We start from the raw sequence: 23157 nt of genomic DNA, 5'->3' as shown, positions 1-23157 counted from the left end.
AGAGAAGGCGGAGCGGCATGGCAAAGGACGAAGCCTCAGAGCGGATGAAGCGCAAGGACTACGAGAAGGAGCTCGAAAAGCTCCAGATCGAGCTTTGCCATCTCCAAGATTATGTAAAGGAAAACAAGCTTCGAGTCATCGTCCTGTTCGAAGGCCGCGATGCGGCCGGCAAGGGCGGCACGATCAAGGCGATCACTGAAAAGGTTAGCCCGCGCGTGTTCCGGGTGGTGGCGCTGCCGGCGCCATCGGATCGCGAAAAGACGCAGCTCTTCTTCCAGCGCTACATGAAGCAGTTTCCGGCGGGCGGCGAGATCGTGATCTTCGACCGGAGCTGGTACAATCGCGCTGGCGTCGAATATGTCATGGGATTCTGCTCGCCCGCCGAGCACGATCGTTTCCTCTCGCTCTGTCCGCAGATGGAAAAGTACGTCATCGACGGCGGCATCATCCTGATCAAGATCTGGCTCGAGGTCGGGATGGACGAGCAGGAGCGCCGCTTCCACGCCCGCATCGACGATCCGGTGCGGCAATGGAAGCTGAGCCCGATGGACCTCGAATCCTTCAAGCGCTGGTATGATTATTCGCGCGCGCGCGACCTGATGCTCAAGAAGACGAGCACGAAGGACGCCCCATGGTACATCATTCGGTCCGACGACAAGCGGCGGGCGCGGCTGAACTGTATCGCGCACATCCTGGAGGCTATCCCGCACAAGCGGATCAAGAAGGACGAGGTGAAGCTGCCGAAGCGCTCCGACAAGGGACGTTACAATGACCAGGCCCCCTTGCGCGGGATGAACTTCGTCGCCGAACGCTATTGACGAAGTGATCGGGCCGCACGGCGCGCGCGGTCCGATCGTTGACGGTCAGATCGATGCTGCCGACGGACTTCGCTGGGTCCGTCAGCAGCGCATTCCCTCCTCAATACGGATACTGGTTGGGGCAGACCCAATTGCCGTACGTGTCCTGATAGCAACCGTTGTTGTAGTTGTTGTTGTAGTATCCGTAGGCGCCCGCGGCGGCCGCACCGACGGCAGCAGCACCGTAAGCCGCGCCTCGATAACCATATCGCGGATAGCCTCCGGGATAACCGGCGACGGGACGGCCCGGACGGCCCGCAACGGGGTAACCGGGGCGACCCGGACGACCGGCGATCGGATGGCTTGGCCGCGGACCTCCTACGTAATGGCGTCCGCCTCCGCCATGGATCCGCCCGGCGTGAACGGCGCCGCCATGGAAACCTCCGGCGCGCATGCCCCCTCCACCTCCGCGATAGCCACCACCACCGCCACCTCCGCGGCGGGCATAGGCATCATCGGGAATGAGCGTGGCCGTGAGAAGAACGACGGCCGCAACAAGAGCCAGAAGATAACGAAGCATGGCATGTCCTCCCTCGATATGGGTGCCGTGATCCGCTTTCGACGATGCCTCGCGGAACGCGGTTGGCACCCGAACATGGCCTGAGTTGCGGCCGCTTCCCTGACTTACGTGCATGAGAGAAGCAGCCGCCATTCAAGAGCGCCGCGACCGCCGAATTGATGCGGATCGATTTGAAGGCGGAGGCTGCGAAGCTGGAAGCGGAGCTGTCGGGAGGAAACCCGCCGCAGACCGAAAATCTGCATTATCGAAAATTCCAGGCGCGCGCGTACCGGGTGTCGGCAGCGGCGGGACGCACGGTCGGCGCGCTCGAAGACGAGATCGGCAGCCGCAGCGTAATCGAGCGGATCGTGCGCGGGGGAGCTGACGTCGAGCCGCATCGCGACACGGTTCTTGAAGCGGCCGACGACATCGTCATCGCGGGTCGCACGGCGGCCATTGTCGCCGCAAAGCCGATTGTTGGCACCGAAATCGACGCCGACGAGATCCTGAAGGCTCTTCCAGGCAATATGGTCGACGTCCTCGTCGACAATCGCAAGCTCCACGGCCGCTCCGTCAAGGACGTGGCCGACCGCGTCGGCGACGCCGCGCGCGGCGTGTTCCTGCGCACCTTGACGCGGATGGGACGCGAAGTCCCCTTGAGCGCGGACACCCGCGTCTATGTCGGTGACGTCATGACGCTTGTCGGCAGCACCCGCAACATCGAGCGCGCCGCCTCGCAGGTTGGACAGATCCTGAGCTCCGAAGATCGTACCGACATCGCATCCTTGCCGCAGGCATTGCCATAGGTCTGATTGCCGGTCTCGTGAGCGTCAAGATCGGGTCTGTGCCCCTGACGTTGGGAGGTGGCGGCGGCGCCCTGATTGCAGGGCTTTTCTGCGGCTGGCTGCGCTCTCGGCGGCCAACGATGGGTGCAATGCCCCCCGCAGCGCAGCAGACGCTGAGCGATCTCGGCCTTGGTGGCTTCATCGCTGCGATCGGGCTCGGGAACGGCCACGCGGCCTGGGTCGCAATCCAGTCGCATGGCATGTTGCTGGTCGGCATGGGCCTAGTCGTCACGCTGGTGCCGCTGATCGTGACCACCCTGTTTGCCCATCGCGTACTCCGCATGAACCCGGTCATCATTTGCGGAGCGCTGGCCGGCGCCATGACGGTCGACGCCGCCGTGACCGGCGCCTGCGAAGTAGCAGAAAGCCAAACCCCCGTGCTCGGGGTCGCCGTACCTTACGCTGTCGGCAATGTTGTGCTCACCGTGCTTGGACCGATCATCGTGGCCAGCACTTTCGCCGGTTGAAGGAGGCGCGCATGAACCTGCGGCATGCTTCGACAGTGACCTACTTCGCCGCGGCATTGAGCATCCTGGCCTGCTTTCTAGCCCCGGGACGCGCCGACCACAATGTTCGTATCCAGGAAGAGGTCTGGGCCTTGCCACTGCCGCTACCTATGTTCGCCTATGTGGTTCGGCCCGTCAGCGAAGGACATTTCCTCATCGGCTCGCCCGGCACGATTCCGATGTGGGCACCGCTCGTCGAACGATTCCTTGACGCGCAGAAATAGCCGCAGAGCTGGCGCCTGGAGGCAGAACATGATCGACGCAACTTCAGTGCTTTTGTCCGGGCGTGCGCTCGTCTGCGTGTCGATATTGTTCGCGGCGGCTGTTGCCCGACCAGCTTCAGCGCAGAATATAGCCGCACCAAAGCCGACCCCAGAGGTAAAGTCCGCCGAAATCGCACCTCGCGGGCAGCGCGAAGCCAACGACATCACCTATGGCGGCTGGACGAAGCTTTGCGTACGGCCTGCAGGAACGCCGATGCTGTGCCGAACCTCGATCACGGGGCGGTTTGCTACGGGTCAGATGGCAATCCGCGTGGACCTCATCGAGCGTGACGGCGACCCCATTGCGCGCCTACAAGTGTTCGTTCCCGTCGGCATGTATCTGCAGAAGCCGGTCAAGCTGACGATCGACGGGGCCAACGTCCAGTCATTGCCTTACACCTGGTGCCTGAGCAATACCTGCATTGCCGCCGACGCAGCCGATCCCAAGTTCATCAACGACATGGATGCCGGCACGGCTCTCGTCCTTGAGGTCACCGACTCCAACCTTCTGTCTCTGACGACGTCATTGCCGCTGGCACAGTTCGGCCCGGCTCACAAAGGCGCTCCTGCACAGATCCTGGAGCAGGACATCGAGGAGTGAGCAGGTGAGAACAACTCAAGCGCTCTTGGCGCAGGCGCGTTCAACCGTTGCGATCAGCTCGCTGGCCGCGAAGGGCTTGCTCAAATAGGCCGCACAGCCGGAATCGATCGCGGCCGCCTGATTTGCCTGGCTGTCGTTGCCCGTGATGTAGACGACAGGCACCTTAGCGCCGTCACTTGCCAGCTTGCGCCGCAGGGCGATACCCGACTCGCCGTTCAGATTGACGTCCAGCACGAGGCAGCACGCGTCTTCGAGGTGGCCATGACTAAGCAATGCACCGGCGGACTCGAAAACAACCGCGGTAAAGCCGTGGTTCCGCAGCAACCGCTCCATGCTTCGCCGCATCGATGAATCGTCATCCACAACGTATATTGACCTGCGTGCAAACAATGGGTGAGCTTTCTCATCAAACACTCTGCACCCGCCTCACAACGGCGAGGCGCCGCAAATGTTCCTGCGCAAATCCAACGGCCAACTAGGCAGTCGTTGCCAGAATCTGTCAACAATATTTCGTATTGTCCTATCGTACAGGTCTGATCGCGAGATTGACGTCACCTACCGCAAACAGTCCGACGGTTCACGCCGGCTGCGAGCTCAGAAGTCCGAGCCGCTCGGCAACGGAGACCAGCTCGGCCAAGGACGGCACCTGCATCTTTGTCATCACCTGGTGCCGATGGGCCTTTACGGTGCGCTCGGTGGTTCCAAGCTCGTAAGCGATTTGCTTATTGATCTTCCCGCGCACGATGAGGTCGAAGACCTGTCGCTCGCGTCGCGTCAGAGACGTCAAACGAGCACGAAACGAATCCAGCTTGCCCTGTTGGTCGCGCACCACCTCTTGTCGAACCAGTGCGCGCTCGATCGCGTCGATCAACTGTTCCGAAGATACTGGTTTGGTCAGAAAGTCTTCCGCTCCGGCCTTGATCGCGCGAACAGTCGTTGCGGTATCAGCATGCCCTGTCAGGAATACGATCGGCAACGGCGAAGGTCGTTGGGCGAGGCACGCTTGCAACTCAGGGCCGCTCAGGCCCGGAATCTGCACGTCGAGCAGGATGCAGCCCGGATGTTCGGAGCCCGGGGGATCCTCGAGCAATTGTTGCGCCGACGCGTAGGTCACAACCTCATAGCCGGCAAGCTTGAGCCGACGCTGGATGGCGGTGCGAAACGATGGGTCGTCGTCGACCACATAGACGAAGCCAGGCAATGTTTTCCTCCCGACCTGTTCTTGCAAGCAGAACGCCCACCGCTCGCGCAAGCCTTAGAAGCAATTCAAGACGCCTCGCACCCCGAGGTCAACATCAATGAAAGCAGCCCGCCCGCAGTGGCACGACTTCAGGCGGAATGCGCGACGTAAGCCTACGCCGCGCAATCCGACAGATGTTCTGACAGGTTTCTCATCCAGCGCACCATCGCCGTCCCTGTACTTTGGTACAATGCACCTACAGACAATGGTTGCAAAGCCGGCTTTTGGCGTAAACAACCTTTGCGGGAAGGGTGATGTATCGGCGGCTCCGTATTCCCGGTGATGGAAATAAGCTGCTCGCGGCTATCGCGTCAGCACCAGTTCGGGAGTTGGCCATGCTGGTTCGCAACGCTGCCGACGCTTCCTCGCGGCATCATTCACTCCGCGAGCTTGGCCTGAATACCAGTTCAAATCCGATCATCAGTTTAAACGAATTTACCTATAAAAAAGGCACCGAAATCTACGGCGAGAAAGAGCCGGCCGAATACGTCTATCAGGTCAAATCAGGCGCCGTGCGAAGCTACAAGCTCCTGTCAGACGGGCGTCGCCAGATCGGCGCCTTCCACCTGGTTGGCGACATCTTCGGGCTCGAAAACGGCAGCGAGCATAGATTCACAACGGAAGCGATCGTCGACACGACCGTACGCCTGGTTAAACGGCAGAGCCTCGAACTCGTCGCAGAAGGCGATGCCATGGTTGCCCGGAACCTGCTCAGCATGACCACCAACAACCTTCAGCATGCGGAAGATCACATGCTGCTGCTCGGCCGCAAGACCTCGCTGGAGCGGGTGGCGGCCTTCCTGCTCGAGATGGATACGCGGCTAACGGCCGCAGGAATTCTGGCCCTGCCAATGTCCCGGCGCGACATCGCGGACTACCTCGGATTGACCCTGGAGACCGTGTCCCGCGCCCTGTCCCGCCTTCACGACCTCGGCATCCTCGGCTTCATCGGCAACACCCAGCGGCAGATCATGCTCCTGGACCGGCATCAGCTCGCAGCTCTTGATGATCTCCAGAATTGAAGCCGGGCGCCGCGATTGCCGAGAGATGTTCAAGGGTCTTGCGTAACACCTCGAACAGGACTGCGGTCGACCAGCCGAACATCAGAATGCCGTTCATGGCAGTCATCGGCCCCGTCAGCCGCCATCCCTGCACTGGCGTGACATCGCCGTAGCCCAGCGTGGTGTAGTTCACGAAGGTGAACTACAGCAACTCGCTCCCCTCGGGCGCGGCACCAACCAGAGCGTAAGCCAGCGCCCAGACAAGAACCTCGACCGTGTGTGCAACCATCAAAATGACAGCTATCGTGACCATCATCGCCATCATGTGAGATCGGGGCCGCATTGTATGCTTCAATCCCGCGCTGCGGGCGATGTCGATCGCTGCAACGGTCACCAGCGCGTGAATCATGATGTTGATCACGCTAATGAAAGTGCCGAGCAGAAATTGGACGGCCATCGCGAGCTCCCTCCGACGCTGCCGGGGTTTGGTTGGTCAGCGCTGCCATCCGGCCCGCGGTATGATGCGGGCGTTTGATGCAGATCAACGTGGCGCGGGCGTGTACGCTCATTGCCCGCACCCCGGCCACCAAGGGGCCCGGTCATGACGCTCAGCTTGGCGTTCTCGGGCTACCCTTCATCAGCAGTGCCAGCGTGTGCCTGGCGATCATAAGATCCTCGTCGGAGGGGATGACATGGACCGGAATGCGGCTCGCCGGAGAAACCGCAGAATGGTCGGCGACTGCGGCATGCGTTCGGGGAAATGCGGCATCAAAGCAGGCGACTTGCGGGATTGCCGGGAAATTCGCCTGGATGGAACGGATTGGCGCCAAGTTGTGCGGCAGATCAAAAAGTGCGGACCTGGTCAACCGCTCCAGGCAGGCCATGACTTCATGATCGATTAAGACGGGGCGGTCATGCTCTGGACCGCCGCGAACGACGCGATGCCCGACTGCAATCGGATTTATATGAAGCTCGTCCCGCAACCAGGTGCTGGTGATGTCCATCGCAGCCGCAACATCTGGCACTGTTTCGACTGGATAAGCGCGATTGGCGAGCGGACCACCGCCAGCCTTGCTCGCCCGCAAGCGCGGACAGCGCCCGATGCCGTCCATCTGCCCCTTGAGCCATTGCCGTAGCCTGCCTTCTCCTTCGACAGAGTAGATCTGGAATCGGAGATCAGAGGAGCCGGCATTGATGACAAGGATGGTGTCCATCGCACTCACACGGCAAATGTTGCGGCATGCCGACGCCCGGCATCGACTCTGACGGTCCGAGCAACGTCAGCTGGCCATCCAGGCATTTCCACCACCATCTCCGACCGGTCGTCGTATCTTCACCCGAGAGCTTCCATCGAGCTCATGGAGGTCAACGCTCGATTGCCAGCTGTGCGGGCGCAGCCCGTTCAGCGCGGATCCAGGCGACTGTCAACTCCCAGACGACAGACAGAATGATCGGTCCGATGAAGAGGCCGATGATTCCGTGGAAGAGAGTTCCGCCGATCACCCCGATCAGGATGACCAGCGCTGGCGTGGTCAGGCCGCGCCCCATGACGAGCGGCTTCAGGATATTGTCGAGCACCGACACGATCACGAGAAACACCGTCAGTAGGAGCGCGATCGGGAATTCCTTGTCGGTCCATATCCAGATGATGACCGGCAGGATGACGATGGTCCCGCCGATCTGCACGATCGACAGCAACAGCACCACGAAAGCAAGAAGGCCCGCGCTGGCGATGCCGGCGAGCTTGAAACCTATTCCCGCCAGCAAGGCTTGGATGATGGCAACGCCGATCACGCCTTGAGCCACCGCACGGATCGTGGCTCCTGCCAGGTCCAGAAAATGCTCGCTTTGGTCCGGCACGATGCGGGACAGAAAGCTGCGCCCTGCGGCCACGAGCTGAGGTCCATACGGAAACAGCACGCCGGCCACCGCCACCGACAGCAGAAACTTGACCGTTCCCACACCGGCATTGCCGGCAAACCCAAGCAAGGTGGTCGCGAATGGCTTCAAATAGGGCACGACCGCGCGCAAGAGCGACCGGAGGTTGGTCGTCGCCTGATCCCAGAGATCGAAGAGCTGAGGCCCGATGACTGGCCACTCCTTGAGCGACTGCGGCGGCGAAGGCACATGCAATTCACCGGCCGTCACCTGGGCGGCAAGATCGGTGATCCCGTCGACCGCGCCCATGCCCAGCCAGGTCGCCGGTCCGATCACCACAGCCAGGTTGACGAGCGTGAGGATTGTCGCCGCAAGCTTCGGCCGTCCGCCGAGAATGTCGCTGAGGCGCCGAAAAGCCGGGTTCAGCGCGGCAGCAAGCACGACACTCCAGGCCAAAATGGGGATGAATGGACGGACCAGCAGGAGCGCCCAGACGAGCAGCAGCCCCAGCAATCCGAGTCGGATCAGAAGCTGGATGATCTCGTCTCCGGAGAATATCTGACGGAGTGTTTTCACGGACGCGCCTTCAGCCATGCCGCGCATGCTGAGGCGAACTAACCCCTGCTCTCACGCCGCACGCTTGATCCAGATCAAGCGTCGAGCCTCTTCTAGGGCTGAGGTCCAGACAGAGTCAGCTCGCGCTCGGCCCGAACTACGTTGCCGTAGAGACTTGTTATCCATTGCCGGCCTCGGGACGTCACGTTGAGATGACGTATCGCCGGCTGGATCTGGGGAGCTACGTTACTCCAATAGAATGGCGGATATTTGTAAACGATGTCCGCTGCCGCGTAGCCCAAGGTCTTGTTGAGGCCGATCTCTTCGAATTCGTAGAACAGCGCGTTGGACTTCTTCAGGTAGTTGGGATCGCCGAGCTGACCGATGAGATCGGCCGCCCGCAACAGCAATCCTGGAAGACATCGTGTAAGGAAACCGAGTGTACTCGATCGCCCGAGCAACTCGGCCGGCATCCAGCTGCTCGACGGAATCCAGCCGCTCCAGCACGAACAGTTTTGAGCGACCGACATGGTATGGCGCGAGAGCCGCATCGGACGATCCTCGCGGCAGACGAACCGTTGTGCCGGTAACGTCCGCAACGCGCAGGCTTCCACTACGGCTCCAAAAACAGGAGGCCAAAAATGAAGCCATCCATCGCATTAGCAGTTGCATTGATGACGGTCGGGTTCGTCTTCACGAGTTCTGGGAGCGCCAACGCCGTCGCATACTGCCAATACGTTGGACTATCCCGCGCATTGCGTTGCAAGACCGGGCGTCGTCCTGGGTGCGTCCCGTCGCGCGCGCTGCCGCACGAGAAGCAGTGCGGCCCGGCACCCCGACCAATCCCGGCGGTCCGGTCGATCGCGTGGCCAGGCGCTGAGGATAGGACGCGACAAAGCGCAAAAAAAGAGGGCCGGCGTTGCTGCCGGCCCCCTGAAGACATCAGATCGGGAGAGTTCAATACCTCGCGACGACCGGATTGCTGCCCCAGCCAAACCGGTAGTTGAAGCGCACGGTGAGCATATCCACGTCCTGGGTGATCCGATCGTTCACGAAAGCAGCAAGTCGCGGATCAGCGACCGTAAACGAATTTTTCCGGTGCCCCATGAACAGATGGTCGTATTCGAGACCCACCGACCAGTTCGGCGTGAAGCCATACTCGAATCCGACACCGATAACACCACCCCAGCGGGTTGCGCTTTGCGCCGCGAGCTCGGCGCCGGTCGCAGTATCAAGTACGCTGAGGCGATTGTCTGTCACCGCAGCGCCGCCCTTCACGTAGAGCAGTGACGCATTCCAGGCGTAGCCAATCTGGCCGGTGAAGAGGCCGATAGCGCTCGTTTTGGCGCGCGTGGAGAGCGTTGGATCGAACAGGCTGACGCGCTGATTGCTCAAATCCGCCCAATCGCCCTGAGCTTCCAAACCAAACACCCACTGGCTGGCCTGCCAGCGATAACCAAGCTGGCCACCGATAACACCACCGGAACGATCGCGGCAGCCGGAAGCGACGGCGACGCCGGCCGCGTCAAGGAAATCGACACAGTTGTGGTTCTGCGCCCAGCCACCATTGCCGCCGATGTAGAGCCCCGTCCAATTGTAGATCGGAATAATCGGTGCCGGGGGCGGCGCCTTCACGGCCATATCGGCAGCCATGGCGGGTCCCATGGCCAGCGTCACCACGCCAATGGTTGTCAGCAGAAGTCTTTTCATCATGCTCTCTCCTTGCCGGCCGCTTTTTGGTTGCTCGAACGGCGACTTGTTGCACTGCGATCATCCCCCAACTTCCAGCTGAAACTCTACGGGCGAGGGCACAAACTCCACGTGCCATAATGGCAACACTCAAGACATTTCGAACGCGACATCGGCATGAAGCACCAAGACATGCTGCCTATTTCTCCGGGTCGCGCTTGTCATCGTGGCCGCCAACCTCGTCGCCTCGGTCTTGCTCTATCCAGGACGGAATGTCGCTCGAGGGAATCAGCCGTCGTGGCAAAAAGGGATTGAGCGTGCCTGCAAACACGATCAATCCCTCATTGAATTTCTCTCGCGCGAAAGCCCGCGCCTCGGCTTCGCCCTCGAATGTGCGTGTCTCCCGTAGACTTCGCCGCTTCGGCAAGGTCCCACGCTTGTGCACCTCGAATGTGACGTACCAGGTCTGCGGCATCCACCAGCTTCCGGATCGCGATCAAGCAGACATCTGCCGGCCAACGATGATCGGTGAGAGCATGTTGACGTCCTAGTTGCGCCGCTCTTCACGGCGCTCCGTGCGCCCTGTACGCCTTTCCTGGCGGCGTTCAGTCCGGCCCGTGCGCCGTTCCTGACGCCGTTCGTGGCGGGCTCCCCGCCTCTCCTGGCGTCGCTCCATGCCGATCGTCTGCGCCGACACTTCTGTTCCTAACAGCACGGTGCCGGATGCCGCCAATCCGAATACAGCTGCCCATCCGGGCAATGAAAGAGCCCCGCGACGATCGATGCCGTCAGACCTTGACGTTTCACTCATGCCAGTTACTCCCGATCTTAAAGGACGTTTGATTGGGCAATGCCTCGACGTGCACTCGTTGATAGTGTCGATGGCGGGCCCCCCCTCCGAAGATGCTCACCAAACCTGGTTGCCAAACCAGCCGTACTGCGGCGGCCGCGCGACGAGCCGGATATTTCTTTCGATGTGCCTCCTCGCACTTTTGTTTTGACGCTGCGGCTTCACATCAGCTTTTGTCGACGGACGCGCCGGCGGTCGTTCGGCATCGGCTGCTCCTAGCTGAGCGAAGGCCTCGCGAGCGCGCATCTGTGAGAGGTCGGCGCCCGGCAGGGCACCAGGCTCGACCTTGGCGATGTCGGTTGCGACGATCGTCGGCAGGCTAGTGTCGAGAACGACCCGCTCGGGCAATTTCCAATCGGAATGGATGCGGATGGTCGCGGAGCGCGCAGCTCCACCGTGGATGGCAGGCCGATCCTGCACCAGGGCGTCCACAACGAAGAGCATCGCGAGCAACGCACCGCCGACATAGACCAGATATCGCGAGATGGGCATTGTCGGCGCCATTGCCGCCGCAGACCTTCGTCTGGCAAGCAACGGGCCACGGCGGCAGGATTGGCGAAGAAATGCGACCTGCATGGGCATGGCTGCCTAAATCGAGCCGCCGTTGCTTCCGCCGCGGCGCGCCCCTGGTGAAGCACTTGCTGATGCATCGGTGGCGCTTCACTGGTGAGCGCACGCACGCTGCAGCAGGCTAATGTTCACCGCGTTCGAATGCGGCGTCGCTTGAGCCAGATCAACAAACTGAATTTTCGCAACACCGCCTCGCGTAGTATCGCGCGGCTTGGTCAGTGGCTGTGACATGCCCCTTGGTACAATGACCGGAAGGTCAATTGCAGAGATGTGGCACGCAACACAGAGTTCTCACCGCGTACATCGAGCTTCTGGCAGGGAGGGACGATGATGAGTCAATTCGAGCTGAGTTCGCGCGCAGCACTTTGTCGGCAGCTCGCAAGCGAGGATGCGGCAAACCGCACCGTCTGGATGGCTGAGGCAAGAAGCTGGTCGCTTATGGCGGCAGAGGCGCTTCGTGATGAGCGCGGATCGGACGAGGGTATCGTCGCCAGATTCTTCTGTGCGTTCAGCAAATTGGTCGCTGCGCAACAGGATCCTACGAACCGATCGGCAGAGATGATGAAGAGCAGATCCCGAACCGCGATGCCGTCTCCGAGCTCGTCCCCGACTGCCTGAAGCATTCTGGCGAAAAGCACTCGCACAATTGCATACTTGGCTCCAGTGCAGAGAGAGCCGGCGCTGCCACCGTGACAGCGAGCTTTCCGATGGCGGGCCGCACTTGTCGGGCTGGAGCGCTATCCTCCAGATTCGCATTATTTGATCCGAACTGATCCGGCGAATTCGAAGGAGAAGCAGATTCGATTTGTTTGATTCCCTTGATCTAACGCAAATCGCCGCCCTGTTGTGGCGTTGAAGTTCATTTTTTGAGAACGTCCATGAAGTCGATAAGCGCAAGGAAGATTGCCGTTGCCGTCGCCGCGCTCGTATGCGGCACGACGCTGTTCATTGGCTTGACCGACCGAGGCGGGATCTCGCTGCGACTCGACAACGCCCAAGCGGCCGCCCGATTGTACGTCACTCCTTATTATCGCGGTCACTACTACACGAATGACGGTTTGCCCTGGTACGCGGTGCGAGCCTATTACTTCGGCGGATCGTGGAGTTACGGCTATAGCGGCTGGCCGACTATGCGGCGCGCAATTGCACCGGATGCGTCCCAGGCTCGTTGGTGAAGGGCGGTGATGGCATCATGTATGTGCATGTATGTGCGCCAATCTGCGCTCAGGAGACTAGGGGGAGGATACCATGACCTATGTTCTGGTCGTCATCAGCTGGCTTGGCGTCGCGAATGGCGCCGTCATATCGACACAAGAGTTTTCAAGCGCAGAGCGTTGCGAGGTAGCCCGGATGGCGTTGATGGAATACGCGAAAGCGCGCAGCAGCGACGAGACGCTGAGACCGCTCTGCGTGCAGAAGTAAAGAGTCGGAGAAGCTGTCGCTCCCGCCCCCATTCTGCTGGAAGCGTCTTCGCGTGTCGCCCGCGCTTACCAGCTGCACCGTTTTCTTGCGATTCCTTGACCTTGATCAATGGTCCGAGCAGCGAACCATGGAGCGATCCAAATTCACTCTCACAGGACGGAGACCATCATGAAGCGTGGCATGCTCACAAGATTATCACTCGCAGGTGCCGTGATCGCCCTCGGAGTGTCCGGCTCAATCGACTGGTCGGCCGACGAAGGCCTGTCGCTCTCGCTAGGCCGGGCAGAAGCACGGGTCGGACGCCCCTTGACACCCGTGTCAGTGGCCGGCGTTGCACGGCGCACCACCAGGCGTGCGGTCGTAGGCGGCGCGGCAGTTGGTGCGGCTGCGGTGGGCACCGCCTGTGTCCGCGTTCTGGTTAACGGCAGCTACGTCTGCCGCTAACAGCTCTTGCTGGGCAGTACGTACACCGCATCCTGCAGGATGAGTTCTTGCAGGATGTGCTGTTCAGGTCGAGCTTCAGATAGCTGGCGCATGGGCGGCGAGGACGCAAAATCCGATTGGCATTGGCGTGGTCATCGGCACGGTAGATTGGATGTTTCATCTCTACCGTCAAACGTGGTCCCCAGAAGACAGCTAAGCGACTTCAGCCTTTGAGCCCCGGTCAGTGCCGGGTTCATGAGACTGGCATCAAAATGATCGGTGAGTACATCTTGCAAGATGGCCGACGACTGGGGACGCGCCGGGTCGCAAGTATTGACACCGCTTTCGTCGATCAGCTCTTCGAAAAACTGCTCTTCAAAGAAGTGAAAGGCGAAAAGATCGAACGCCGTACGACGGTCAATCACGCGATGAAGACCGCACGTAGCGCATGGAACGCCATTTCCCGAGCACATCCGGGCTTGCTCCCGCCTCGAAATCCCTTCGAAAAGATGGGCCTGCAGTCCAGTTCGCGCGAAACGTCGCACGCGACCTTTGCGGAGCTTGCAGCTTTCCGGACGAAAGCGATCGAAATGGGTTATCCGTCGCTTGCCACCAGTGCACTGATCGGCTGGGAGTTGCTTCAGCGCGAGGCCCACATTTTCATTCGTTCCACGGCTGATCACTACCGCCCCCCGAGCCACGTCTACGTCATCAACTACAAGACCAGCACTGGATCTGGGGACCCCCTATTCAACGCCAAGGGGAAGGCACTTTACCCGCTGCTAATGGCAGAGCTCGACGCGATCAAGGAGCTGCGTCCGACAGGAGGTCTGATGTTGCGACGTGATGGGAGCAGTCTACCCTGGTTTGGCAAGGGCGAGACGCTGACTCAAGTCCAACGCATCACGAAGAAGATTATCTTGGCTGCAGGTTAACGGCCCGAGCTAACTTTTACCTCTTTCGGCCGCCACCGCGGCACGACCGAAGCAAGGCACATCCGGGCTCACGGAAACGCAGCTAATGAAGAAGGGTCAGTGGTCGTCGACGGCAGCTATGGCGCACTATCTGCACGACGACGATCAGGCAAAGCAAGATGCGCAAATGAAATGCATCAAGCGGCGTGCAAAACAAGCGAAAGGAAAGTGAACGTTTGTCAGAATGAGAATGCGCGGCTTGTCAGAATGGAAAGGCCTTAACGCGCTAAGTTATTGAAATAATTGGAGCGGGTGAAGGGAATCGAACCCTCGTATTCAGCTTGGAAGGCTGCTGCTCTACCATTGAGCTACACCCGCGACAGGGGCTCCCTAACACGGCCGGGCGGCGGTCTCAACTGCCCAAGATCAACTGCCCAGATGGGGCTTCCAGCGCTTTCCCGGCCTTGCGAACAGCCGCTGGTTCCTCCGGACCCGCCTCCCCTTAACAATGGCGGAATTGCCGCCTATATTGAAATCTTCCGCAACCAACGAAAGGAGGTGATCCAGTGTCTTTTACCAAGCGCTGTCACCTCGCTGGGATCGCCCGCTAAGCCTTGAATAGAGGCTTGGCATCGGGGCGCTCTCAGCCCTGGACCAGCGAGCAAGAAATCGGGCGCGACGGGGGACTTCCCCCGCCGCGCCTTTTTCGTTGGCGTCGCGCGCCGGCTGCTCAGGCGGGCGGCTCGCCGGCGAGCACCTCGCGGATCCTCGATGACAGGTCCGCCTTCCGGTACGGCTTCCTCAGCAACGCAACGCCGGGACCGAGATGATCGTCGTGGTCGAGGGCGTTGTCGGTATAGCCGGACGTATAGAGCACCCTCATCCCCGGGCGGAGGCGGCGCACGGCCTCGGCCAGTTCCTGCCCGTTCATGCCGCCGGGCATGATGATGTCGGTGAACAGCAGATCGAATTGGGCGCCCTGCTGAACCAGCGCAAGCGCGGTTGCGCCGTCGCCGGCTGCGAGGGTGCGATAGCCAAGGCTGCCGAGCTGGGCGATGACATAGCCCTGCACCAGCGGATCGTCCTCGACGACGAGAATCGTCTCGTGCCCGCGTGCCGCCGCGGGCGCCTGCAGCGACCCGGCCCTCGCCTGCGCTCCGCCCGCAGATCGCGGCAGAAACAGCCGAATCACGGTGCCGCGGCCTTCCTCACTCTCGATCGCAACGCTGCCGCCGCTCTGCTTGGCGAAGCCGTAGACCATGCTAAGGCCGAGCCCGGCGCCGCGACCGACCCCTTTGGTGGTAAAGAACGGCTCGAACACGCGGTCGCGGATGTCGGCGGGGATGCCATGGCCGGTGTCCGCCACCGCGACCATGATGAAGGCGCCGCGCGTGGCGTCGCCGTCACCGGCACCATCCGCGCCATCGAATTCGCGGTTCGCGGTCTCGAGCGTCAGCGTGCCGCCGCCAGGCATCGCATCCCGCGCATTGACGGCGAGATTGATGATCGCCGACGACAGCTGCGACGGATCGGCCATCGCCGGCCAGGCGTCGTCCGCGAGGCGGGTCACGATTTCGACGTTTCCGCCCAGGATCGGCTTCAACAGCTTCGCCGTCTCGAGCACGAGGCCGCTGACGTCGATCTCGCGCGGTTCCAGCGGCTGGCGACGCGCAAAGGTCAAGAGCTGCGAGGTGATCTCCGCGCCTCGCGCCGCCGCATCGTCGATGAGCTGGGCGATCGCGGCGAGGTCGGGCTTGTCCGCCAGTCCCTCCCGGATGATCTCGATGGTGCCGGTGATGACAGTGAGCACGTTGTTGAAGTCATGCGCGACGCCACCGGTGAGCTGACCAATCGCATCCATCTTCTGCGACTGGCGAAGCCGCTCCTCCGTCTCGTGCTGCTCGGTCAGATCAGTAGCCGAACCACGATACCCCATGAAGCGTCCGTCGGCGCTGAACACCGGCTGGCCGTTAACGCTGAAATGGTGCGCGCGGCCAGCCGCATCGCGGCCGCGATACTCGAACTTCCGGAACGGCTCGTGGCGATCCAGCGTGGCCCAGTGACTGCGCCATTTCTGCGGCTCGGCATCGTGGTCGAAGGCGGCGTCTGAACGGCGCCTGCCGATCAGCGCCTTGGGGTCCATGCCGAAAGCACCGGCCCGATCTGAAATATAGGTGAACACGTGATCCGGACCGGTCTCCCAGAACCAGTCGGATGCGGTCTCGGCATAGTCACGGAAGCGCTGCTCGCTCGCGCGGGCGTTCTCCTCGGCGCGCTGCCGTATCTTCAGGTCACGCTCGAGATTCCCATTGGCCTCGCGCAGCTCGCCATAGGCATGTTCGAGGTTGGCGCACATGGCGTTGAAAGCAACGACGACCTTGTCCAGCTCGTCGGCATCGTCAGGCGACCGGCGCTCCAGGCGCAGAGGCGGCGGCGGCCGTCCGAGGCTGTACTTGCCGACGTATTCAGCGATGGCGACGAGATGCCGGGTCACCAGCAGATGAAACATGTAGATGATGAACAACGAGACGAGGAACGTCTTTGCCGCCTGGCTTGCCAGAATGACGAGGGCCCTGTTCAGCAATTGCTGATAGACGTCGGTCAGCGTCGCCTCGACCCGGAGCGTGCCGATGGCGCGCGAGGTCCCCTGCAACACGGTGGTCAGCGGAAATTCCCGGGTCATGATCGAACGGGTGTTTCGCTCGCCGACTTCGACACGGATCGGATTTGGCCGATCGGCGATCTCGCGGACTTCCGCCGCACGGATGTCAGGCAGCCGCAGAATGCCATCGAGCTGGAGCTTGAGCTGGTTCTGGTCGAGATTCCACAGGCTCTCTCCGAGGCTGCCCGTAGTGCTGCGGCCGATCTCGTCGAGCCGCGTCTCAATCAGTCCGACCTCACGATTGTAATCCAGATAGAGCTGGAGCGCGGTCAGGGTCAGCGTCACGACCGATGAGAACAGCAGCACGGCGGCAAGCAGCCGAGGCCCGACGCCGCTGCGCGACCAGTTGAAGATCCGCGACAGGAGCGCCGCGAACATCGGAGGCGCGAGCGGGGCGCCGATGCCGGTCAAATCCTGCTTCGCAGCCGCCGGCGCAATGGCGCGGCCACGCTTGATATCATCGTCACCTGCGTCGCCCATGCACCATGTCCTCGAAAATGGCGGCACCTGCTCAGCTTACCGATCGCAGCCGCGAGCAGGTGAACGGTTGAGGCGCTGCCTCAGCACGCGATACACGTGGCGATCTTGTCGGCCGATGATCCTGTTGGCCCTTGGGCGGCTTGAGCTCGACGGGGTCATATCTTGCGCCCAGCAGCAGGATTCCCAGGCAAACTACCACCTCGCGTGCTAGAATGACATCGGTGAAAGTCCGGAGCCGCCATACAGCGGGAACGCGCTCTCAACGTTGCGGACCGGCGCAGCCGCCATCTCCGGTAGATCGCGGCACCGGAATCCGATGGTAGCAGGGCACGCCCAAGAGGCATGGCCAGGGAGATGCGTCATGAGGCGGATAGTCGTGGTCTGCCTGTTGCTGCTCGCGGCAGGCCCGTCGCAGGCGCAAGAGGTCATCAGGCTGGCGCGCATCGCCGATATCCCCGATCAATATGTCGGCGGCGAGATGCTCCGCGCGGTCTATGCCCGGCTGAACATCAAGCTCGAATTCGAGGATGTGCCCGGCAAGCGCGCGCTCGCGCTGTCGAGCACCGGCGAGGTCGACGGCGAGGTCCAGCGGATTGGAACGCTCTCTCGCGACTATCCGACGCTGATCCAGGTGACACCTGCGATCAATTACATCGAGCCTACTGTCTTCACCACGAAACTGCAGTTCGACGTCGCCGGCTGGAATTCAATTAGGGACTACAGCATCGGCATCGTACGCGGCGTCGGCTCGTCGGAAGCCGGTACGCGCGGCATGACCCGGGTCACGGCGACGACAAGCCTCGACAACATGGTCAAGATGCTCGACGCCGACCGCATCGACGTGCTGGTCACCGACCTCTTCAGCGGGTTGGCTGCGGTGAGGAAACTCAATCTCCAGGCCAGGATCCACCCGCTCTCACCACCCCTCGAGCGCATCAGCATCTACCACCATCTGCATGAACGGCATCGCGATCTCGTGCCGAAGGTCGGAAGGATGATCGAGCAGATGGAGGCGAGCGGCGAAATCGCCCGGTTGCGGGAAACCCTGATCAAGCAGGTGCTGAGCGGGATGTGACACGCGGTTAGGTCGTGCGAGTCCGCTCCCGCATCGCAACCGCCGCGATCAACAGCCCGACGCACCAGGCCATGGCCGCCCACGGCGGCTCGCTGCCGAGAAGCACGGTGAAGATGCCCGCCAGCAGGCTTGGCGCCATCGCCTTGCCGGACCTGCTCGCGAGCGAGAGCAGGAACGGCATCGCGGCGATCGATATCTGCACGACGTTCATGGTCGCAGGCTGTTTCGCAAGCATTGGGCCTAGAAGCCGCAAACGTTTATTGCGCGCGGGCGCTTGCCGCGCCGGCTTTCAACGATGCGCTCGCCGCCGCTCTCGGCCGAGCTGCCGTAATAGCGATGGTGGCTGCTCTGGTCGTGCAGATCCGCAAGCTCCGACTTTCCCGTCCGACGCGCGTCGCAGATGATCTTGGTGGTCGACATGGCCGCCTCCGAAGTGCTCTTGGTGGCAATCAGTCGCGCCGATTTCGCGGGGCGTTCACACCTTTCGGCCGCAATCTGGTTTCGGGAAGGTTTCGTCGCCGCACCCCGCGACGCAATATTTTCCGCAGCCCCATTGTCGGCTGCGACGGTGGTGATACGTCCTTTGGACGCGCGCAGCGAAAATCAACGAGGTGACGATGCTTTACGCCATCCTGGCCTATCACGTGGAAGACGAGATCTTGTCCTGGACGCCCGAGAAGGACGCCGCGGTCGTGGCAAAGGTCATCGAGGTTCAGGCTCCCCTCCGGGCAAGCGGCCATTTTGGCCCGGCCGCCCGCCTGGATGAGACCCGAAAGGCCCGCACCTTGCGCGGCCCCGGCGCGGGGGTCGTGCTGGACGGCCCATTTGCCGAGACCAAGGAGCAGCTTCTGGGCTTCCACCTCGTCGAGTACGACACGGAAGAGGAGGCGATCGCGGCGGCGCGAACGCTGCGCCAGGTCAATCCCTCAGCGGTCTACGAAATCCGCCCGGTCAAGCTTTACGTACCGGCCGACGGGTTCGGCGCGACGCCCTCCGGCGAATGAACGGCAGGCCTAATTGTCCGTCCCGGTGGGCCCGACATAGAAGCGCTGGATCAGCAGCCCGCCGAAGGCGATGAACCACACGAACGGCGCGACTTGCGGCGCGAACGCCGCAACGACCGTGCCCGGGATGAACACCAGCAGCGGAAACAACGAGGCCATGATCTCCTGGCGCCAGCCGCCCAAGATCCTCCACCACAGCCAGGCATTGAGGCCGGCGATTGCAGTCAGGTGCAGGCCGTAGAGCACGGCGACCGCACTGCTCGTGGCGTAGTTGGTGTAGAGGCCGTTGGTCACCGGCAGCAGCACAATCGACAGCAGGAAGAACAAATTGAGGATCACCGCGCCGCGGCTGCCGACGGGCTGGCGCGCCAGCCGCCGGTGATGGCTGATCCAGAACACGCCGGCGATGATGAAGCTGAGCGCAAGACCCGCGAGCTTGCCGGAATAGACCCGGGCGAGATCGTTCCAGTCCGGCGCGCTGGTGAAGACCGCGGCCCTAGGCAGATCGTAGGCGAGCAGCGTCATGGCGACGCCAAAGATGGTGTTGCTGAGCGATTCCAGCCGTCGCATCTCGAACTGGTCGGATTTGAGCTCGGTCATGCCGGGTGGCGCTTTTCGGAATGGAACCTTGGGCCGTCTTGTCCCTAGGTCTTAACATCGGTCCCGTCCAGACGCATTGCGATTCGCAGCGGGATCGCCGACGCTGGCTGTTTCACCGGGGCGATTCGTGGCGACATATCTGGACACGCTCAATGCGGAGCAACGCCGCGCCGTGGAGCATGGCGTGGCCGATGGTGCGACCGTGGGCGCGCCCCTGCTCGTCATCGCCGGTGCGGGCTCCGGCAAGACCAACACGCTGGCCCACCGCGTCGCGCATTTGATCGTCGCGGGCAGCGATCCGCGCCGTATCCTCTTGATGACGTTCTCGCGCCGCGCCGCGGCCGAGATGGCCGGCCGGGTCGAGCGCATCGCCCGAAAAGTGCTCGGCGAGAACAATGCCGCGATCATGCGCGACGCGCTCACCTGGGCCGGCACGTTCCACGGCATCGGCGCACGGTTGCTGCGCGAATATGCCGAGCGGATCGGCGTCGATCCTGCCTTCACCATCCACGACCGCGAGGATTCCGCCGACCTGATGAATCTGGTCCGGCACGAGCGCGGATTGTCGAAGACGGAGTGCCGCTTTCCCGCCAAAGGCACCTGCCTGTCGATCTACTCGCGCTGCGTCAATGCCGAGATGGAGATCGAGAAGGTGTTGGGGGCGCACTATCCCTGGTGCGCAGGCTGGGCGGCCGAGCTGAAGGGCCTGTTCGCGGCCTATGTCGAGGCCAAGCAGGCCCAGCACGTGCTGGATTACGACGACCTGCTGCTCTACTGGTCGCAGATGATGAGCGATGCGCTGATCGCGGAAGAAATCGGCGGCCGCTTCGATCACGTCTTGGTCGACGAATATCAGGACACCAACCGCCTGCAATCCTCGGTCCTGCTGGCGCTGAAGCCGGACGGACGCGGCCTCACCGTCGTCGGTGACGACGCGCAGTCGATCTATTCGTTCCGCGCCGCCACGGTCCGCAACATTCTGGATTTTCCGCAGAGCTTCTCGCCCCGCGCCGAGATGATCACGCTCGACCGCAATTACCGCTCGACGCAACCCGTGCTGGCGGCGGCGAACGGCGTCATCGGCCTGGCGCGCGAGCGCTTCACAAAAAACCTCTGGACCGACCGCAGCTCCGCGCAAAAGCCGCAGCTCGTCACCGTGCACGATGAGACCGACCAGGCCCGTTACATCGTCGAGGAAGTCCTGGCCAACCGCGAGCAAGGCGCGCTCCTGAAGCACCAGGCAGTGCTGTTCCGGACCTCCTCGCATTCGGGCCCGCTGGAGATCGAGCTGACCCGCCGCAACATCCCGTTCGTCAAGTTCGGCGGGCTGAAATTTCTCGATGCCGCGCATGTCAAGGACGTGCTCGCGCTGCTGCGCTTCACCGAAAATCCGCGCGACCGCGTCGCGGGATTTCGCATCCTGCATCTCTTGCCGGGCATCGGACCTGCGACCGCGCAGCGTGTGCTCGATCAGATGGCGGAAAGCTCCGATCCGCTCGCCGCGCTCGGCCAGCTCCCGGTGCCGCCGCGCACCGGCGCGGACTGGACCGGCTTCGTCCGCACCATCGAAAATTTGCGCTATTCGGAATGGCCGGCCGATCTCGAACGCGTGCGGCTCTGGTACGAACCGCATCTCGATCGCCTCCACGAGGATTCCGAGACCCGCCGCGCCGATCTGATGCAGCTCGAGCAGATCTCGAGCGGCTATGCCTCGCGCGAGAAATTCCTGACCGAGCTCACGCTCGATCCGCCGGATGCGACCAGCGACAAATCCGGGCCGCCCTTGCGCGACGAGGACTATCTGATCCTCTCCACCATCCACTCCGCCAAGGGCCAGGAGTGGAAATCGGTGTTCGTGCTCAACGTCGTCGACGGCTGCATGCCGTCGGATCTCGGCGCCGGCACCAGCGCCGAGCTTGAGGAGGAACGCCGCCTGCTCTATGTCGCGATGACGCGCGCCAAGGACGACCTGCACCTCGTGGTGCCGCAGCGCTTCTTCACCCACGGCCAGCAAGCCAAGGGCGACCGCCACGTCTACGCCTCGCGCACCCGCTTCATCCCGGAGCCGCTGGTCTATCTGTTCGAACGCACCGCTTGGCCGAAGGCTGGGGCAAGCGCGGCCCGCACGGCGGCGCAGGGGCCGAAGGTCGACATCGGGGCGCGCATGCGCGGAATGTGGCGGTAAGACACAAGAGGCTGGTGTCGAGACCTGTCAGCATAACTGGACAACAGAGGTCCGACATGAAAGCCGTCGTCGTCGAGCAATACGCGCCGATCGATCAAATCGCCCTGAAGGACGTTCCGTCTCCACACATCGGACCCGGACAGCTGCGTGTCCGGGTAGAGGCTGCAGGAATCGGATTTGTGGACGGTTTGAAGATGGAGGGGCGCTATCAGACCAAGGATCCCCTGCCCTTCATTCCCGGAACCGAATTCGCAGGCATCGTGGACGAAGCCCCCGGCGCACCGGGCGGCTATCAACCCGGGATGCGCGTAATGGGGATGACGCGCTCGGGCGCGCTTGCCGAAGAGATCGTCGTCACCCCCGAAGCGCTCTATCCCCTGCCGGACAGCGTCGCGGCGGAGGTCGCCGCTTCGTTTCGTGCCAATTACCTGACCGCCCTCTATGCGCTGAGTGCGCGCGCGTCGCTCGGCGCAGGCGAACAGCTTCTGGTGCTGGGCGCAGCGGGCGGCACGGGAATCGCGGCCGTCCAGATTGGCAGGCTGCTCGGCGCCCGTGTGATCGCAGCGGCATCGACACCAGACAAGCGCGCGTTCGCGCGACAGCACGGCGCCGACGCTGTGGTGGACTACACGCAGACCAACTGGCGCGACACGCTGAAGGAATTGACCTCAGGACGCGGCGCAGACGTGATCTTCGACCCTGTCGGCGGCGAAGTCTCAGTACAGGCCTTTCGCTCCATCGCCTGGCGCGGCCGTCATCTCGTGGTCGGTTTTGCCGCCGGCGCGATCCCTGCATTGCCATTCAACCTGCCACTGCTGAAGGGCGGCGCCCTGCTCGGCGTCGACCTCGCGCAGCTTCCAATCCGCGAGCCCGAGGTGCAGAAGCGCCTGATGTCGGAGCTGACGGCCTGGTTGGTCGAGGGGCAGCTGAAGCCTGTGGTCGGTCGCATCTTCGCGCTGAATGATTTCCGGGAAGCGTTCAGGACGATGCAGACGCGCGGGGCGCTTGGCAAGATGGTCGTGCGCATCTCGAAATAGG

26 protein-coding genes, 1 tRNA gene and 3 pseudogenes are annotated in these 23157 nt (G+C 62.2%); 14 read left to right on the top strand and 16 right to left on the bottom strand.

Going from position 1 to position 23157, the window contains the following annotated elements; genetic code table 11:
- Positions 1–17: 17 nt before the first annotated feature.
- Positions 18–818 (top strand): polyphosphate kinase 2, encoded by an 801-nt coding sequence (gene ppk2 / locus AC0L23_RS19905; RefSeq protein WP_018458145.1) that lies wholly within the window; start codon positions 18–20, stop codon positions 816–818.
- Between the two features lie 100 nt (positions 819–918).
- Here ppk2 and AC0L23_RS19900 read toward each other — a convergent pair whose 3' ends face one another.
- A complete protein-coding gene (locus AC0L23_RS19900; RefSeq protein WP_083926504.1) occupies positions 919–1377 on the bottom strand; it encodes a hypothetical protein in 459 nt (152 codons plus the stop codon).
- 152 nt (positions 1378–1529) lie between these two features.
- Between AC0L23_RS19900 and AC0L23_RS19895 the strand changes: the two are divergent.
- The 3 genes and pseudogenes from AC0L23_RS19895 to AC0L23_RS19885 all read left to right on the top strand — a co-directional run.
- A pseudogene (locus tag AC0L23_RS19895) lies at positions 1530–2668 on the top strand (aspartate-alanine antiporter-like transporter); the annotation flags it as partial.
- Between the two features lie 11 nt (positions 2669–2679).
- On the top strand, positions 2680–2931 hold the full coding sequence (locus tag AC0L23_RS19890) for a hypothetical protein (RefSeq protein WP_247335786.1): 252 nt from the start codon (positions 2680–2682) through the stop codon (positions 2929–2931).
- A gap of 28 nt (positions 2932–2959) precedes the next feature.
- Complete coding sequence (locus AC0L23_RS19885) at positions 2960–3571, top strand: invasion associated locus B family protein (protein WP_473357334.1); 612 nt, start codon at positions 2960–2962, stop codon at positions 3569–3571.
- Between the two features lie 15 nt (positions 3572–3586).
- On the opposite strand, the gene AC0L23_RS19880 is transcribed toward AC0L23_RS19885, so the two are convergent.
- Positions 3587–3961, bottom strand: a complete 375-nt coding sequence (locus AC0L23_RS19880; protein WP_026233508.1) for a response regulator transcription factor — start codon at positions 3959–3961, stop codon at positions 3587–3589.
- Between the two features lie 187 nt (positions 3962–4148).
- A complete protein-coding gene (locus AC0L23_RS19875) occupies positions 4149–4772 on the bottom strand; it encodes a response regulator transcription factor (protein ID WP_473357333.1) in 624 nt (207 codons plus the stop codon).
- 374 nt (positions 4773–5146) lie between these two features.
- Between AC0L23_RS19875 and AC0L23_RS19870 the strand changes: the two genes are divergently transcribed.
- The gene (locus AC0L23_RS19870; RefSeq protein WP_247362263.1) at positions 5147–5833 is read left to right on the top strand and encodes a helix-turn-helix domain-containing protein; all 687 of its coding nucleotides are present in this window, start codon (positions 5147–5149) and stop codon (positions 5831–5833) included.
- Here the strand turns inward: AC0L23_RS19870 and AC0L23_RS19865 are convergent.
- The 8 genes and pseudogenes from AC0L23_RS19865 to AC0L23_RS19830 form a co-directional block, all read right to left on the bottom strand.
- Positions 5781–6005 carry a potassium channel family protein gene (locus AC0L23_RS19865; RefSeq protein WP_473357332.1) on the bottom strand — a complete coding sequence of 75 codons (225 nt, stop codon included), beginning with the start codon at positions 6003–6005 and terminating at the stop codon, positions 5781–5783. The genes AC0L23_RS19870 and AC0L23_RS19865 overlap by 53 nt on opposite strands.
- A gap of 9 nt (positions 6006–6014) precedes the next feature.
- Positions 6015–6269, bottom strand: coding sequence for a hypothetical protein (locus AC0L23_RS19860; RefSeq protein WP_473357331.1), 255 nt, complete (start codon positions 6267–6269; stop codon positions 6015–6017).
- A 262-nt stretch (positions 6270–6531) separates the two neighbouring features.
- Positions 6532–7026 (bottom strand): annotated as a pseudogene (locus tag AC0L23_RS19855) (acetate kinase); the annotation flags it as partial.
- A 151-nt stretch (positions 7027–7177) separates the two neighbouring features.
- Positions 7178–8293, bottom strand: a complete 1116-nt coding sequence (locus AC0L23_RS19850) for an AI-2E family transporter (protein WP_085351222.1) — start codon at positions 8291–8293, stop codon at positions 7178–7180.
- Positions 8294–8358: 65 nt separating this feature from the next.
- Positions 8359–8845: pseudogene (locus tag AC0L23_RS19845) on the bottom strand (metal-dependent phosphohydrolase); the annotation flags it as partial.
- Positions 8846–9202: 357 nt separating this feature from the next.
- Positions 9203–9958 carry an outer membrane protein gene (locus AC0L23_RS19840; protein WP_473357330.1) on the bottom strand — a complete coding sequence of 252 codons (756 nt, stop codon included), beginning with the start codon at positions 9956–9958 and terminating at the stop codon, positions 9203–9205.
- 175 nt (positions 9959–10133) lie between these two features.
- Positions 10134–10409 (bottom strand): hypothetical protein, encoded by a 276-nt coding sequence (locus AC0L23_RS19835; RefSeq protein WP_473357329.1) that lies wholly within the window; start codon positions 10407–10409, stop codon positions 10134–10136.
- 432 nt (positions 10410–10841) lie between these two features.
- The gene (locus AC0L23_RS19830) at positions 10842–11366 is read right to left on the bottom strand and encodes a hypothetical protein (protein WP_473357328.1); all 525 of its coding nucleotides are present in this window, start codon (positions 11364–11366) and stop codon (positions 10842–10844) included.
- A gap of 866 nt (positions 11367–12232) precedes the next feature.
- Between AC0L23_RS19830 and AC0L23_RS19825 the strand changes: the two genes are divergently transcribed.
- The 5 genes from AC0L23_RS19825 (at position 12233) to AC0L23_RS19805 (ending at position 14345) form a co-directional block, all read left to right on the top strand.
- Complete coding sequence (locus AC0L23_RS19825) at positions 12233–12529, top strand: hypothetical protein (RefSeq protein WP_245288494.1); 297 nt, start codon at positions 12233–12235, stop codon at positions 12527–12529.
- Between the two features lie 73 nt (positions 12530–12602).
- The gene (locus AC0L23_RS19820; protein WP_162847287.1) at positions 12603–12776 is read left to right on the top strand and encodes a hypothetical protein; all 174 of its coding nucleotides are present in this window, start codon (positions 12603–12605) and stop codon (positions 12774–12776) included.
- A 168-nt stretch (positions 12777–12944) separates the two neighbouring features.
- On the top strand, positions 12945–13220 hold the full coding sequence (locus AC0L23_RS19815) for a hypothetical protein (protein ID WP_085351254.1): 276 nt from the start codon (positions 12945–12947) through the stop codon (positions 13218–13220).
- Between the two features lie 251 nt (positions 13221–13471).
- Entirely contained in the window at positions 13472–14134 is a 663-nt protein-coding gene (locus tag AC0L23_RS19810; RefSeq protein WP_473357327.1) for a hypothetical protein, read from the top strand.
- Between the two features lie 85 nt (positions 14135–14219).
- Positions 14220–14345: a hypothetical protein gene (locus AC0L23_RS19805; RefSeq protein ID WP_368507841.1), complete on the top strand. Its 126-nt coding sequence runs from the start codon at positions 14220–14222 to the stop codon at positions 14343–14345.
- Positions 14346–14417: 72 nt separating this feature from the next.
- Here the strand turns inward: AC0L23_RS19805 and AC0L23_RS19800 are convergent.
- Both AC0L23_RS19800 and AC0L23_RS19795 read right to left on the bottom strand, forming a co-directional pair.
- A tRNA-Gly gene (locus tag AC0L23_RS19800) sits at positions 14418–14491 on the bottom strand.
- Positions 14492–14843: 352 nt separating this feature from the next.
- Positions 14844–17255: an ATP-binding protein gene (locus AC0L23_RS19795; RefSeq protein ID WP_473357326.1), complete on the bottom strand. Its 2412-nt coding sequence runs from the start codon at positions 17253–17255 to the stop codon at positions 14844–14846.
- 361 nt (positions 17256–17616) lie between these two features.
- On the opposite strand from AC0L23_RS19795, the gene AC0L23_RS19790 reads away from it, so the two are divergent.
- Positions 17617–18330 carry a substrate-binding periplasmic protein gene (locus tag AC0L23_RS19790; protein WP_473357325.1) on the top strand — a complete coding sequence of 238 codons (714 nt, stop codon included), beginning with the start codon at positions 17617–17619 and terminating at the stop codon, positions 18328–18330.
- A 7-nt stretch (positions 18331–18337) separates the two neighbouring features.
- Here AC0L23_RS19790 and AC0L23_RS19785 read toward each other — a convergent pair whose 3' ends face one another.
- Both AC0L23_RS19785 and AC0L23_RS19780 read right to left on the bottom strand, forming a co-directional pair.
- Positions 18338–18541: a hypothetical protein gene (locus tag AC0L23_RS19785; RefSeq protein WP_473357346.1), complete on the bottom strand. Its 204-nt coding sequence runs from the start codon at positions 18539–18541 to the stop codon at positions 18338–18340.
- A 29-nt stretch (positions 18542–18570) separates the two neighbouring features.
- Positions 18571–18750: a hypothetical protein gene (locus AC0L23_RS19780; RefSeq protein WP_473357324.1), complete on the bottom strand. Its 180-nt coding sequence runs from the start codon at positions 18748–18750 to the stop codon at positions 18571–18573.
- A 197-nt stretch (positions 18751–18947) separates the two neighbouring features.
- On the opposite strand from AC0L23_RS19780, the gene AC0L23_RS19775 reads away from it, so the two are divergent.
- A complete protein-coding gene (locus tag AC0L23_RS19775) occupies positions 18948–19334 on the top strand; it encodes a YciI family protein (RefSeq protein ID WP_018458115.1) in 387 nt (128 codons plus the stop codon).
- A 9-nt stretch (positions 19335–19343) separates the two neighbouring features.
- Here the strand turns inward: AC0L23_RS19775 and AC0L23_RS19770 are convergent, their stop codons facing one another.
- Positions 19344–19934 (bottom strand): TMEM175 family protein, encoded by a 591-nt coding sequence (locus AC0L23_RS19770; protein WP_247299708.1) that lies wholly within the window; start codon positions 19932–19934, stop codon positions 19344–19346.
- Positions 19935–20061: 127 nt separating this feature from the next.
- Here AC0L23_RS19770 and AC0L23_RS19765 point away from each other — a divergent pair, with 127 nt between their 5' ends.
- Both AC0L23_RS19765 and AC0L23_RS19760 read left to right on the top strand, forming a co-directional pair.
- On the top strand, positions 20062–22119 hold the full coding sequence (locus tag AC0L23_RS19765) for an ATP-dependent helicase (RefSeq protein WP_473357323.1): 2058 nt from the start codon (positions 20062–20064) through the stop codon (positions 22117–22119).
- 56 nt (positions 22120–22175) lie between these two features.
- The gene (locus AC0L23_RS19760; RefSeq protein ID WP_473357322.1) at positions 22176–23156 is read left to right on the top strand and encodes an NADPH:quinone oxidoreductase family protein; all 981 of its coding nucleotides are present in this window, start codon (positions 22176–22178) and stop codon (positions 23154–23156) included.
- Position 23157: the final 1 nt, after the last annotated feature.

The organism is Bradyrhizobium sp. MI1.4, assembly GCF_055811315.1.
The sequence above is the reverse complement of the archived record's forward strand: the minus strand, read 5'-3'. Positions and strand labels throughout refer to the sequence as shown.